This window comes from Rhodospirillum rubrum ATCC 11170 (assembly GCF_000013085.1).
Lineage (GTDB): Bacteria > Pseudomonadota > Alphaproteobacteria > Rhodospirillales > Rhodospirillaceae > Rhodospirillum > Rhodospirillum rubrum.
Window position 1 is genome coordinate 636,233 of record NC_007643.1, and the last position, 13,074, is coordinate 649,306.

Here is a 13,074-nt window from a genome sequence, read left to right on the forward strand (position 1 = left end):
CTCTTAGCGCTCCGTCATCGGCGGTCAGGGATGGGTCGCCTCGCCCTCGCCCGGGGCGGGAACGGGAATGCCCTCTTCCGTGTACTGCTTGAGCTTGTTGCGCAGCGTGCGGATCGAGATGCCAAGAATGGTGGCGGCGTGGGTGCGATTGCCCAGGGTGTGGCGCAGGGTGTCGATAATCAGATCGCGTTCGACATCGGCGACAGTGCGCCCGACCAGCGAGCCGGTCAGGGTGCTTTCGCCCGCCGGGGCGTTGGCGGTATCGCCCCCGGTCAACAAGATCGCCTCGGGCAGGATACGCGGGCCCGAGGACAGCAAGACGGCGCGGTGCAGGGTGTTTTCCAACTCGCGGACATTGCCGCGCCAGGAATGGCCGCGCAGGCTCTGCCGGGTCTCGTCGGCGAGCGGGCGGTAGGGCACGCCGTTCAGATCGGCGAACTTGCGGGCGAAATGGTCCGCCAGCAGATCGATATCGGCCGGGCGCTTGCGCAAGGGCGGCAGGGCCAGGGTGATGACGTTGAGGCGGAAGAACAGGTCTTCGCGGAAATGGCCGGCGCGCACCTCGGCTTCCATATCGCGGTTGGAGGTGGCGAGGATGCGCACGTCGACCTTGATCGGCTGGCGGCCGCCAACGCGGTCGATCTCGCGTTCCTGCAGCACGCGCAGCAGCTTGGCCTGCAGCCGCACGTCCATCTCGCTGATCTCGTCAAGCAGCAAGGTGCCGCCATTGGCCTCTTCGAATTTGCCCAGCCGGCGGGCGACGGCGCCGGTGAAGGCGCCCTTCTCGTGGCCGAACAGTTCCGATTCCAACAGGGCCTCGGGGATCGCCGCGCAGTTGACGGCGATGAAGCGGCCCTGGGCGCGCCGGCTTTTGCGGTGGATGTGGCGGGCGATGATTTCCTTGCCGGTGCCCGATTCGCCAACGATCAGCACGCTGGCATCCGAGGGCGCGATCTGTTCGGCCATGCGCACCAGGGCGCCCATCGCCGGGTCCTTATAGACCAGGGCGTGGCTTTCCTCGGTCACCGCCTCCAGCACGGCGGCGATCAGCTCGGGGTCGGGGGGAAGGGGGATGTATTCGCGGGCCCCGGCCTTGATCGCCCGCACGGCGGCCTGGGTATCGGTGCCCACCCCATAGGCGACCACCGGCGTCGCCATGCGCTCCTCGGTCATCCCGACCATCAGGCGATTGACGTCGAGACGCACGTCGATCATCACCAGATCGGCGCCCTTGCCGTCGCGCAAGAAGGCCAAAGCCTGATCGATGCCGCCGACCTGACTGACCTGGGCGCCCCGGTCCATCGCCATGCGGCTGGCCTCGCCCACCTGTCCATCGAGCGAGCCGACGATCAGCAAGCGCATGACGGAATCCTTTTCGTAGCGACCGGGTCTGGCACGGGGGAAAGCCTTCTCATCCGTAGTAGTCCACGCGCTGGGCCGGCGGCAGCGCGCTGTTGAGCAGCATTTCAAGCCGCCGGGGGTTCTCCTTGCGGGCGACCGACAAGATGCCCACCAGATAAATCCGTCGCACCAGGGTGTCATCGGCGCCGTTGCGCTCGAGCTTGCCCGCCAGCGGCAGGAACACCACGTTGCCCATGATGGCGCCATAGAAGGTGGTGAGCAGGGCCACGGCCATGCTCGGCCCGATGACCGCCGGATTGTTGAGGTTGCCCAGCATCTGCACCAGACCGATCAGCGTGCCGATCAGCCCCATCGCCGGGGCCACTTCGGCGGCGCGGCGCAGCACCGAGGTGGCGCGGGCCAGCCGCTGCTGGGTGGCGTGGATATCCTGGGCGAGGATGGCTTCGACATCGGGTTCGGGCAGGCCGTCGACCACCAGACCCATGCCCTTGTGCAAGAACGGCTCGTCGCGCAGCGACTCGAGGATCGGCCCCTGAATCTTGAGGATGCCGCTTTTGCGGCAGAAGTCGGCCAGGGCGAGGATCTTCAGGGCGGCGGCGCGGGGCGGCCTTGTCGATTGGGTCAGGGCCGGGCGCAACATCGCCACCGTCACCCCGATATCCTTGACGGTGAACGAGGCGACGGTCACCGCCAGGGTGCCGAGCACGACGATCAGGATCGAGGGCAGATCGAAAAAGGCCCGGGGGGAACCGCCCAGAACGAGAGCGGTGACGATCAGCGCCAGGGCGCCGCCGATGCCGGCCACGGTCGCCAGATCGGGAAGCTTGCGCGAAGGCCCCGGTCCTTCGATGTCGCGTGAATCGGCCATGAGACAGGATCGTCCTTTTTCAACGGGCCCAAAGCGAAGTCCACAAAAGGGAGCGGCCAGTCCGAACGGTCGGCCCTTTCCGAACGGTCGGCCCTTTTGCGACCAATCGCGATCCCGCGCCGGACCTGACGCGCGGTTTCAAGGCCTTTTACGACCCGCTGTCGCCCGGGGCAAGCCCGGCCCCGCTGCGGGACCGGCGGCCCGCCGGCTTAGCCGCGATCGGATTTGATGATTTCCGTCATCGTCACGCCCAGGCGATCATCGACCACCACCACTTCGCCACGGGCGACCAGGCGATTGTTGACGTAGATGTCGATGGCCTCGCCAACCTTGCGGTCGAGTTCGACCACCGCGCCGCGGCCCAGTTTCAGCAACTGGTTGACCTGCATATGGGCTTTGCCAAGAACGGCGGAAACCTGCACCGGAATGTCGTAAACGGCTTCCAGATCGGCCGCCGAGCGGGGCTTGTCGGGAATTTCGGGAGGCGAAAAATCATCCGACATGCCGTCGGCGCCCCCGCTCTTGAGATCGGTCAGGTTGAAGTCCTCGTCGGCCATGGGTTGGTTCCTTTAAGGATCGGTCGTCGTCGGAGCGGCCGGCTCGTCCGCTTCGGGGGCGTCGGAAACCGGCGCGGCGGCGCCGGCCAGATGGCGGTCGATGAGCGCTTCGATCTCGGCCCATTGCCGGGCGCTGTCGCGCTCGACCCCGCCTTCGCCCCATTCGACCTTGCAATCGGTGGGGGGAACCCGGGGGTCGGCCGAAACCGTCAGCTTTCCCTCATAGCCGCTTTCGGCGGCGACCGCATCCAGACGCTCGCGCAAGGTATCGGCGATGGCGGGGTGGACGCGCACGATCAGCCGGGGCTCGGTGAAGACGCTGGGCAGCAATTCGCTGACCAGGGCGGTCACCTCGGCCACCGCGCCATCCTCGGCGGTGGCGGGCAGGACCTTGCGGCAGACGCCGAGGATCAGCCGGGCGGCGTCGCGGGCGATATCATCGATGGCGGCGTCGTGACGGTGCTGAAGCTCGCCCAGGCGGCGGCCCATCTCGGCCAGGGCGAGGGCGGCCATGCGCTCGGTGGCATTGGCCGCCTCGTCCAGGGCCGCCGTATGCCCGCCGATGTAGCCTTCCTCGCGGGCGGCCTCCACCTGGGCGGTGGTGAACATCGGCGGTGGCGGCGGTGGCGGCTCCTCGGGTTCGGGTTCGACGGCGAGGGTCGATGAACTGACCGGGATGGCTTCGCCATCCAGCCCATAGATCTGGTCGAAGCGCCGGTCGAACAGGAATTTCTCGATTGTGCCCATGGCGCATCTGCTTCCGGTTAATAGACCAACTCGTCGTCCTCCTTGCCCTCGGAAATAACGATCTGGCCGCTATTGGACAGTTCCTTGGCAAGGGTGACGATCGAGTTTTGGGCTTCGTCGACTTCACGCAGGCGCACCGGCCCCATGGCCTCCATGTCTTCGCGCAGCATCTTGCCGGCGCGCTCGGACATATTGCCGAAGAACATTTCCTTGACCGGATCGGAGGCGCCTTTGAGGGCCAGACCCAGTTTGTCTTTTTCGACGTGGCGCAGCAGGGTTTGAACGCCCTGGGCGTCGAGCCGCTTGAGGTCCTCGAAGGTGAACATCAGCTGCTTGATCTTCTCGGCCGATTCGCGCGAGCGCTCTTCCAGGGCGGTGATGAAGCGGCTTTCCGTATTGCGGTCGAGGTTGTTGAAGATCTCGGCCATCATCTCGTGGGCGTCGCGCTTGGCGGTGCGGGCGAGGTTCGACATGAATTCGGTGCGCAGCGTCTTTTCCACGCCGTCGAGAACCTCTTTCTGCACAGCCTCCATGTGGAGCATGCGCATGATGACTTCCATGGCGAAGTTCTCGGGCAGCAGCGACAGCACCCGGCTGGCATGGTCGGGCTTGATCTTGGACAGCACCACGGCGACGGTCTGCGGGTATTCGTTCTTCAGGTAGTTGGCCAGAACCTGCTCGTTCACATTGCCGAGCTTGTCCCACATGGTGCGACCGGCCGGACCGCGGATTTCCTCCATGATCAGGTCGACGCGGTCCTTGGGCAGCGAGCGCATCAACAGGCGCTCGGTGGTGTCATAGGACCCGACCAGCGAACCGGTATTGGAAATGGCATCGGCGAAATCGACGAACAGCCGCTCCACCAGCGTCGAGCCGATGGTGCCGAGGTTGGCCATGATCTGCGACAGTTCGCGAATCTCTTCGTCGTCCATCATCGCAAACAGCTTGGCCGAATGGTCCTCGCCCAAGGACAGCATCATGATAGCTGCCTTCTGCGGGCCGGTCAGGCTGCGATAGTCTTCCTTGATGCGCGACACGGATCAGATCTCCCGGTCAGGGCGTCGTGGAGGAAAGGAAAAGGACACCGGGCATGGACATCAGGACTCCTGATAGAGCCAGTTGCGGATGATGGAAAGCGCTTCTTCGGGGTGCTTGTCGACGATCTCGCCGATCTTGCGCAGGCTTGACGCCTTGACCCGGCCTTCCACCTTGTCGATATCGATCAGTTCTTCGGCGTCGTCCATCTCGTCGGGCATGCCGAGCATGCCCGCGGGGATCGACCCGCCCCCCGGACCGGTCAACTGGGGATGGCTCTGCATCTCCGCCGTCAACAGGCCGGCGCCGCCCTGGTCCGCGCCACTGGGCAAATTCTCGAAGGCGCGCTGCACCAAAGGCCGTACCACCAGCAAGATGATCAAGATGGCGACCACCGCCACGCCCAGACCCTCGGCCATCTTCATGACCTCGGCCTTGGTGAAGCCCAGGAATTCCCAGGCGGCGGCATCGTCGAACAGGGCGCCCGGATCGATGAACTGCATGTTCACCACTTCGATCTGGTCGCCACGGGCCTGATCGTAGCCCATCGCCGAGCGAACCAGCGAAGTGATTTTCTGCATTTCATCGTCGGAGCGCGGCTGCCAAGTGGTGACGCCGGCGTCATTGGTGGTGGAGGTACCATCGACCATCACGGCGACCGACAGGCGCTTGACCACCCCGGCTTCCTTGACCTCGTTGGTCACGATCTTGGTGATCTCGTAGTTGACGGTTTCCTCGGTGCGATTTTCGCTGGTCTGCGAGGTCGGCGCCCCGCCGTTGCCGGCGAACTGGGCCTCGGGCAGGTTCTGCTGGACCGAGACGTTGGAGACGGCGTCGGAGGATTTGTTCTGTTCGTCCACCGTCGTCGTCGAGCGCACCACCTGACCATTGGGGTCGAAGCTTTCGCGGCTGGTGACGATACGGTTGAAATCCATATCGGCGACCACCTCGGCGCGGACCTTGCCAACGCCGATGGTGCGTTCAAGAAGCTGTTCGATCGATTGGGCGAGGCGGCGTTCCTCGGCCTTGCGCAACTCGTCCTGGTTCTGGGCGATCAGCGCCCCTTCCTCGCCCATGCCGCGCGTCAGCAGCGTGCCACGCTCGTCGATGATCGACACCTGACCGGGTTTCATGCCCGGCACGGCGGCGGCGACGAGGTTCTGCACCGCCACGACCTGTTCGGGCTGCAGGCGCCGTCCCTTCATCAACAGCACCACCGAGGCGCTGGGGGCGACCTGATCGCGGGTGAAGGGTTCGCGCTTGGGCAAGACAAGGTGGACGCGGGCGCCCTCCACCCCCTGGATGGTGCGCACGGTGCGCGCCAACTCGCCCTCCAGGGCGCGGACCATATTGATATTCTGGGTGAACTGGGTCGATCCCAGGGCCGAGGCGCTGTCAAAAATCTCGTAGCCGACGGTGGCGCCGCTGGGCAGGGCCGATTCGGCCATCTGAACCCGCAGCTTTAAAACCTGATCGGACGGAACCAAAACCGACCGTCCGTCATTGGCCATTTGATAGGGGATATTCCGCTCTTCGAGCTGGGCGATGATTTGCTTGGCGTCGGCCGGAGCCAGATCCCCATAAAGCAGTTCCATCGACGTCCCCGACAAACGCGAGGCGACGTAGATGACGAAGCCGATCAGGGCGATGGCGACGCCGGCCAAGGCGGCCAGGCGGACAGGCCCCAGATTGCGCATGGTCTGAACGAAAGAGTTCACGGTGCCCCATCCATCGAAAAGAACCGGTCGCCTGATTGGTCGACCCGTTGCGCCCGCCTTTTTTGGCCGGTCTCGTTCGGCTTAGTGGTGTCGGTCCCCTGGCCCAGGCCTTGTCCGCCGTAGCTGTGTCCCCAACTTTGCCGACCTTAGGATAGGGTGGATGAAAAGACTCTTAACGCATGGGCAAGATTTGCCCACCGTGAACAGGGAAGGGGGTCTTACGGTACCCTGTGGCGTTTGCCGACCCTGGCGGGCAATCCTGGGGAATGAGATCGCCTACGGAATAGATAAAATTTTACGCGATATCCACACAATTCAGGCCATTTTGCTCGAATCGCGCATTTTTTATGAGGGGGCGCCCTTCTGGACTTCGCGGCGCCCGCCGATTTCTCGATATCAACCATTTTAGGTTGAAGAGACGCCAAGTAATCATTGCCAAGGCGATTATCCGGGTATGCGCAAGGGGGACGATCGCGGGGCTCCGGTCCATCGCCTATATAATCTTAAGGCTATAACAAAAAACCCCTCCGGCCAGAAAACCGGAGGGGTGGGATGCGAAAAACAAACCGTGCCCGGTTGAAGGGCTTACCGCTTGATGCGGATCAGCTCGTCAAGCATGTCGTCGGCGGTGGTGATGATCTTGGCCGCCGCCGAATAGGCCCGCTGGGTGGTGATCATATTGGTGAACTCGCTGCCGAGATCGACGGTCGAGGCTTCCAGGGTCGCCTGATTGACCGTTCCGGCGCTGGCTTCGCCGGCGGCGCGCACGGTGGGTAGGCCCGAGTTGTCGGTTTCCTGGAAAACATTGCCCGACAGTGAATTCATGCCGTTGGGATTCACGAAGGTGGCGATCGGGATCATGAAGATCGGGGTGGTCACGCCGTTGTCGAACAGGGCGGTGACCACGCCATCCTCGCCGATCGACACGCCGGAATAATTGCCGAACTTATTGCCGTTCTGGCTGATGTAGTTGAGCTGATAGGCCGAATCACGCTGGGTGATGCCATCGCCCGAATTGTAATTGCCCCAGAACTGGCTGATCGCCGGGCTGCCCGGCGGGGCGGAGGATCCGTCCATATTCAGCGCGCCGTTGCCCCAATCCAGACGGACCTCGCTGCGGGCTGAGGCCGCACCGATCTCGTCATAGCCGAACATGGTATCGGGGGTGCCGTCGCCGTTGAAGGTGATGGCCGAGGGATAATCGCGGGCGGAGGCCGAGACCCTGTTGGAATTCACCCACGAGCCGCGCCATTGGGCCGGCGAGGTCATCGGCAAGCCTGCAGCCAGCACATCTGGCCCGTCCAGTTTCCGCACCGTCCACGGCTGGGGCAGCCCGGCCGAATCGATGGGGTTGGTCTGGATGACGGCGGGCTGGCTGCCGGTTTTCAGCAAGCTGGTATCCACCGTCATGGTGTCGGATTCCGAGCCCTGGCGGAAGAGGATGGCGTTTTCGCCCGACACCCGCTCGGCCCAGCGCGTCGGGAAGGTCTTGCCGGTGATGGTTCCTACCAAGCCATCGGCAGGAGGCGCCGGTATGGTATATTCGGCCGCATAGGCGTTGCGGCTGGCGTTTTCGACCGCGTCGCCCAGCTTGTCGAGCACCTGCGACAGCGTGCGACCGGCGACGCTGATATCGAAGGGCGAGGCCGCGCCGGCGGCGGCCAGGGTTGTGCTGGCCGAATCGGCGCCCGCCACGAAATTGAAGGTATAGGCGGTGCCCGACATGTTGATCGTCACCGAGGTCCCGGCATCGGGCACGCTGGTGAAATCCAGGCGACCGGCGGCGAAATAGGTCTCGCCGTTCTGCGACAGCATATCGACTTGGCGCGCCCCTTGGGGCGGGGTGACTTCGGCGTCCCAAACGTTCTGGGCCCGCTTGGTCCAGGTGTAGTTCATGTTATGGGGGGTGCCGAGGCTATCGAAGATCAGCGCGTTGGTTTTCGACGTGCTGCCGATATTAGCGGCCGAGGGCAGATTGGCGCCGATCGACAGGGTCGAGGTGGCGCGGGCCGTGCCGCCGATGGTGTTGAGGTTGATCGGCCGCATATTGGTGTTATCGACGGCATTGGGATTGATGTAATAGGTGTCGCCGCTGCCGGTTTTGTAAGACTTCATATAGACATTGCCGTTCTTGGTGACGGTCGAGGCGGCGGCGGTGCCGTCCCAGTTGTCCAGCGGCCAGCCCTGCATGTAATAGCCACCCGAATTCATCAGATAGCCGTCCTTATCGACCTTGAACGATCCGGCGCGGCTATAGGCGTAGCCGGTGGGGTCGATCGCCTGACCGGAGACGACGAAGAAGCCTTGGCCGGAAATGCCGATGTCGGTCGAGGAGGTGGTCGCCTGCAGCAGGCCCTGGACATCGACGCCGGTGCGCGGCTTGGACTGCACGCCACCGGGGGAATAGGCGGTGAGCGAGACCTGCTGGGTGACCAGGGTCTGGAAATTCACCTTGGTGCCCTTGTAGCCGACCGTATTGACGTTGGTGACGTTGTCGGCGATGGCGCCAAGTGCGCTGGACTGGGCCTGCAACCCCGAGACGCCCGAGAAAAGAGCACCGTAGAGGGACATGATCGACTCCTTTTTCGCGGTAGGGGCGCCCGGTTCAAGCCCTTGGGTCGCCAATGTGTCTTCTGTATGGAGCGAGGGCAAATCCCGAGCGATCCAGAGCCGATCGCGACGACGATTCGCTTCAATATCCGTCGTTTAGAGCGGTGGCGGGGACCAAGTGTCACCCACGCCGCCCTAAAAGCCGAAGCCCCGGCATCAGGTCGAGGCTTTGTTCTCGTCGGTCGCCGGCGGGGTGTCGGCCAATTGCTCGTCGCTGGGCAGGGTATTGAACACGCCCAGCACCTTGGTCAGATCGACGCTGGTCGACCCCAGGCCCAGCAAGGTTCCGCCTTTGCCATCCGAAGCGATGCCGGTCACCTTGCCGATGGTCGTCGACCAGGTCTCGATCGAGCCGTCCTTCTTGGATGTGGCGGTGACGGCGATACGGTAGGTGCCGTCGTCGAGCTTCTCACCGTAGGAATCCTTGCCGTTCCAGGTGATCTTGTGCAGCCCCTGGGTCAGATCGCCTTGGAAGGCCCGCACCAGATTGTCCTTCTCGTCGTAAAGGGCGATGGTGACGTTATCGGCGGCGGCGGTCAGACCATAGGTGAACACCGCCTGACCATCCTGCAGGGCGACGACGGTGGATTCGGCTTCGACATATTTGCCGAGATAGCCGACCGCCATGGCCGCCTGGCTGTTGCCCGAGACGGCGAGCAGCTTTTCCATGTTGTCGTTGGTGTTGATCTGCTGTTCGACCTGGGCGAACTGCACCAGCTGATTGGTAAACTCGGTGCTGTCCATCGGCGACAGCGGATCCTGGTTCTTGAGCTGCGAGGTCAGCAGCGTCAGGAAGGTGTTCATATCGCTGGTCAGCTTGCCGCGCGACTTTCCAGCCTTGGTGGCCGCGGCGGCGCCCGCTGCGGTCGATGCTTCGGCGGTTAGATCGGCCATGGGATTCTCCCTTGGGGTTCGAGCGGGGTCAGACGCGGATATCGACGCCGCCGCGGGCGCTGGCCCGCTGGCCGCGCGCCGCATCAAGCGCCGCCGGATCGTTGCTTCCATCGCCGGCGGTCGGATCGTCCTGACCCGTCGCGCCGCCGCGCGTGTTTCGGCCCGTGCCGCCCTCGCCGCCGTTGGCGGTCTGGGCATTGGGATCGCCGCGCAGGTTGAAGGCGAGGCTCCCCGAATCGGCTTTCAGCCCGGCGTCTTGCAGGGCGCGTTCCAGGCCCCGGGCGTCGTTGCGCAGCATATCGAGAGTCTCCGGGCGGTCGGCGACGATGGTGGCGCTGACTTGCCCGTCCTTGCTGACCTCCATCTTCACTTCGATCCGCCCGAGCTCCTTGGGCGTCAGCTGAACGCTGATGCGATCGATGCCGCGATCAAGGGCCTTGCCCAGCGTCACCTTGACCTGATCGACCACCTTTTCGGCCTGGGTCGGCGTCCGCGCCGAGCGCGGGGCCGCCTCGGCGGCGCGGGTGCTCTGGGTGGTCTGGGGCGCCGTGGTGGCCGCCGTCGCGCCGATCGCCTCGGCTCCACCGCGCAGGGTGGTGGCCTGGGTGGCGGTGGTGGCGGTCGTCGCTGTCGCGGCCGGTGCGGCGGCGGCGGCCTGGGCGACCGCCTGCTGCGCCGTCTGGCGGGCATCGGTCCGGCCAAGGGCTTCGCTCTGGCCGGTCTGGCGGGCGGCGAGCTGCTGCTCGATCACCTGCTTTTCAAAATCGACCTGGGCTTGGGCGGCCGGGGCGTTTCTTTGGGCATCAAGGGTCTGGGATGCCGTCGGCGTCGGCTGGGCTGGCGCCGGTGTGGCGTTTTGCTGGCGGGCCTGGGCGCCGGTGCCGCCATCCTGGCTAGTATTCTGCGCCAGGGTTTCCTGGCCGGTCACGCTTTGGGCGCCCTGGGCCCCGGCCTGTTGGGCCTGGGCGGCTTTTGGATCCTGGGAGGCCTGGGTGGCGCCGCGCACCCGCACATCAAGCGCGGTATCGGGACCAAGGCTCTTGGCCATCTGGGCGGCCTGATCCTGGGCGGCCACCGGAGTCGCGGTGATCGCGGTCTGCGCCTGGGGCGTGGCGTTGTCGGCGGTGGCGCGCGAGGCGCCGGCTCGGGCGGCGCTCGCCTGGGCGATATCCGCGGCCGACGGGGCAGCGGGAGCGTCTTCCCCGGCCTTGAGGGCGGCGGCGGCGGCGATCGCCGCGCTTTGGGCCTCGGTCGGCCCGGTGGACGGCGGGGCTTCGGCGGCTTTGGCCTGGGCGGCACCGGCCGTCGCCGCCAGGGGGGGGACCTCGCCCTGGGTCGGCAGACCGGTCGCGGCCGTCTCGGCCACAAGACCGGTCACGGCGGCGGCGGCGGCGGTGGCCAGAGCCGGGGTCGAGGCGAGGGCGATCGGCGTGGTTGGCGGCGGAGTCAGGGGCTGCGAGGCGGCGGCGGCGGCGGCTTCCGCGGCGGCGCGGGCCTTGTCGTTGTCGTCCTCGTCATCGCGCGCCGTCGAGTCGACCTGGGTGGGACGGTCGGCGTCATCGCGCGTATCGGTCTTGGTCTCGCGGGGGGTCGTGCCCTTCTCGCGCTCGGATTTGGGGATGGCCGTGGTCTCGGTTTCGGACGGGCCGCTGGCCTTGGAACCAAGATTTCTGAGCAACGAGCGCGACATCTCGGACGAGACGGTGCCCGAGTTCAACTGGACCGAGGAGGTCTTGAGTAGGCGGGCGAATTCCGCGGCGACGTCGGTTCCCTCGGTGGTCTTGCCCGAGGTGGTTTCGGGGACCAGTGGGAAGCCGGTCTGGTTTTTGCGAGAGACCGAGTTCACGTCCATGGCGTCTTCATCCCTTGGATTCCGCGCCCCACGACAAGGCGCCGACAGCGGAGGCCGGGGCCACGATGAACGGGGCTCGGCTAAGGAGTGAAATGCAAGGACCGGGCCAAGGGCCCTGTTGGGGGCAATGCCTTGATGGAGAAGGCGAAGCGCGCGGAGGATCGGGCGGGGGAGACGGGGCGGGGGAGGAGTCTGCAGCCCTTTTGCCCGAGCGGGGGAAAAAACTTCCCACCCCCCGGGCCAAGGAAGAAAGGGATCAGGCCATCTGGTCGACGAAAAGCGGGTTGTTGTCCATGCCTGAGATCGTGCTGGCGAAGACGGTGAGATAGGACTGCTGCTGCTGGGACATGGACTCCAGGTTGCGCTGCATGACCTCCACCTGATTGGCGAATTCCTGCTGAAGCTTGAGCTGCGCGGTCAGGTTGTCTTGCATCGCGGTTTTTTTCTGGGTGGTCAGGTCCTTCATCTGCTGATTGAGATTGGCCTCGTGGCCTTTCACCGTGTTGGCGTTTCCCGCCATCAGGGCTTTGGCGCCGGTGAGCACCGCGTCGGCCTTGTCCAATTCGGCTAGGGCGCCGGCCACGTCCTCGGCGGTCGACAGCGGCGTGGCGCCGGTGGAATTGTGATTCCAGCTTCCGGTCACGCCAAGGCCGCCGGTGACCAACTTGCCGGTCACATTGGTGGAAACCCCGCCATCAAGGATCATGGCGAAAGTCATCGTTCCATCGCCGTTGTCGGTGACGCTGGTGATGCCGGTGGTCAGCGAGGTCGTTCGGCCCGTGGCGTCGCTGTCGCTGGGTTTTTCGGTATTATACGAGGTGTATTCGCTGATCGACTGCGATCCCAGATCGGGAACCCAGACGGTGCCGTCAGCCATTTCAATGCGGAAATCCGACCCGACATAGGCGCCGCGCAGGGTGGCCTGGGAACTGCCGATCCCGCTGTTGTAGCTGATCTCGTTGGGCGCCCAGGTCGCGCGGTCGCGGACCTTGCCGACCAGATTATACGCGGGGGAGTAAAGATCGGCCGCGACATTCAGGCTGCGCAGGTTTTCGTCATACTGGTTGCGCCAGTAGTCGGACTTATAGTCGCTGCGCTCGAGTTCGCCCAGGGCCGCGCGCATGGCGCTCAGCTTCTCGGTGATCGTGTCGAGGCTTTCCCTGCTGTTATCAACGGCGATCTCGGCGGTCTTGATGCCCGATGAGGTTTTGATCAGGCGGTCGGACGCTTTGTCGATCGAGTTGGATTTGGCTTGGAAGGTCTCGTTAAGCGCGGTCTGCTTCTTTTGGATGGCTTGGGCGGCGCGCGATTGCATGTTATCGAGCGCGATCTGCTCGTAGGAGCCGAAAGATAGGCTGTTGTCCGAGGTCAAGGCGGTGATCATGACGTCCTCCTGCCGGCGTTCTGCCGGGTGCGGGATGGCGGGCACGG

The 13,074-nt window shown here is 64.8% G+C and carries 10 protein-coding genes; all 10 read right to left on the bottom strand.

Annotated elements, in window-relative coordinates; all coding sequences use genetic code 11:
• Window positions 1-24 precede the first annotated feature (24 nt).
• Window positions 25-1,362, bottom strand: a complete 1,338-nt coding sequence (locus RRU_RS02825; protein ID WP_011388298.1) for a sigma-54-dependent transcriptional regulator FlbD — start codon at window positions 1,360-1,362, stop codon at window positions 25-27.
• A gap of 49 nt (window positions 1,363-1,411) precedes the next feature.
• A complete protein-coding gene (locus tag RRU_RS02830) occupies window positions 1,412-2,230 on the bottom strand; it encodes a motility protein A (protein WP_011388299.1) in 819 nt (272 codons plus the stop codon).
• Between the two features lie 209 nt (window positions 2,231-2,439).
• On the bottom strand, window positions 2,440-2,787 hold the full coding sequence (fliN, locus tag RRU_RS02835; RefSeq protein ID WP_011388300.1) for a flagellar motor switch protein FliN: 348 nt from the start codon (window positions 2,785-2,787) through the stop codon (window positions 2,440-2,442).
• A 12-nt stretch (window positions 2,788-2,799) separates the two neighbouring features.
• Window positions 2,800-3,534 carry a FliH/SctL family protein gene (locus RRU_RS02840; RefSeq protein ID WP_011388301.1) on the bottom strand — a complete coding sequence of 245 codons (735 nt, stop codon included), beginning with the start codon at window positions 3,532-3,534 and terminating at the stop codon, window positions 2,800-2,802.
• Between the two features lie 17 nt (window positions 3,535-3,551).
• A complete protein-coding gene (gene fliG / locus RRU_RS02845; RefSeq protein WP_011388302.1) occupies window positions 3,552-4,571 on the bottom strand; it encodes a flagellar motor switch protein FliG in 1,020 nt (339 codons plus the stop codon).
• A gap of 60 nt (window positions 4,572-4,631) precedes the next feature.
• Window positions 4,632-6,287 (bottom strand): flagellar basal-body MS-ring/collar protein FliF, encoded by a 1,656-nt coding sequence (fliF, locus tag RRU_RS02850; protein WP_011388303.1) that lies wholly within the window; start codon window positions 6,285-6,287, stop codon window positions 4,632-4,634.
• 585 nt (window positions 6,288-6,872) lie between these two features.
• Complete coding sequence (locus RRU_RS02855) at window positions 6,873-8,858, bottom strand: flagellar hook-basal body complex protein (protein WP_011388304.1); 1,986 nt, start codon at window positions 8,856-8,858, stop codon at window positions 6,873-6,875.
• A 195-nt stretch (window positions 8,859-9,053) separates the two neighbouring features.
• Window positions 9,054-9,791 carry a flagellar hook assembly protein FlgD gene (locus RRU_RS02860; protein WP_011388305.1) on the bottom strand — a complete coding sequence of 246 codons (738 nt, stop codon included), beginning with the start codon at window positions 9,789-9,791 and terminating at the stop codon, window positions 9,054-9,056.
• Between the two features lie 28 nt (window positions 9,792-9,819).
• A complete protein-coding gene (locus RRU_RS02865) occupies window positions 9,820-11,643 on the bottom strand; it encodes a flagellar hook-length control protein FliK (RefSeq protein ID WP_011388306.1) in 1,824 nt (607 codons plus the stop codon).
• Window positions 11,644-11,899: 256 nt separating this feature from the next.
• A complete protein-coding gene (locus tag RRU_RS02870; protein WP_011388307.1) occupies window positions 11,900-13,027 on the bottom strand; it encodes a hypothetical protein in 1,128 nt (375 codons plus the stop codon).
• Window positions 13,028-13,074 lie beyond the last annotated feature (47 nt).

What these genes read in the sequence shown, in the direction of transcription:
- RRU_RS02825 (WP_011388298.1), bottom strand. Translation starts at nt 1,362, where the DNA reads ATGCGCTTGCTGATCGTCGGCTCGCTCGATGGACAGGTGGGCGAGGCC.
- RRU_RS02830 (WP_011388299.1), bottom strand. Translation starts at nt 2,230, where the DNA reads ATGGCCGATTCACGCGACATCGAAGGACCGGGGCCTTCGCGCAAGCTT.
- fliN (WP_011388300.1), bottom strand. Translation starts at nt 2,787, where the DNA reads ATGGCCGACGAGGACTTCAACCTGACCGATCTCAAGAGCGGGGGCGCC.
- RRU_RS02840 (WP_011388301.1), bottom strand. Translation starts at nt 3,534, where the DNA reads ATGGGCACAATCGAGAAATTCCTGTTCGACCGGCGCTTCGACCAGATC.
- RRU_RS02855 (WP_011388304.1), bottom strand. Translation starts at nt 8,858, where the DNA reads ATGTCCCTCTACGGTGCTCTTTTCTCGGGCGTCTCGGGGTTGCAGGCC.
- RRU_RS02860 (WP_011388305.1), bottom strand. Translation starts at nt 9,791, where the DNA reads ATGGCCGATCTAACCGCCGAAGCATCGACCGCAGCGGGCGCCGCCGCG.
- RRU_RS02865 (WP_011388306.1), bottom strand. Translation starts at nt 11,643, where the DNA reads ATGGACGTGAACTCGGTCTCTCGCAAAAACCAGACCGGCTTCCCACTG.
- RRU_RS02870 (WP_011388307.1), bottom strand. Translation starts at nt 13,027, where the DNA reads ATGATCACCGCCTTGACCTCGGACAACAGCCTATCTTTCGGCTCCTAC.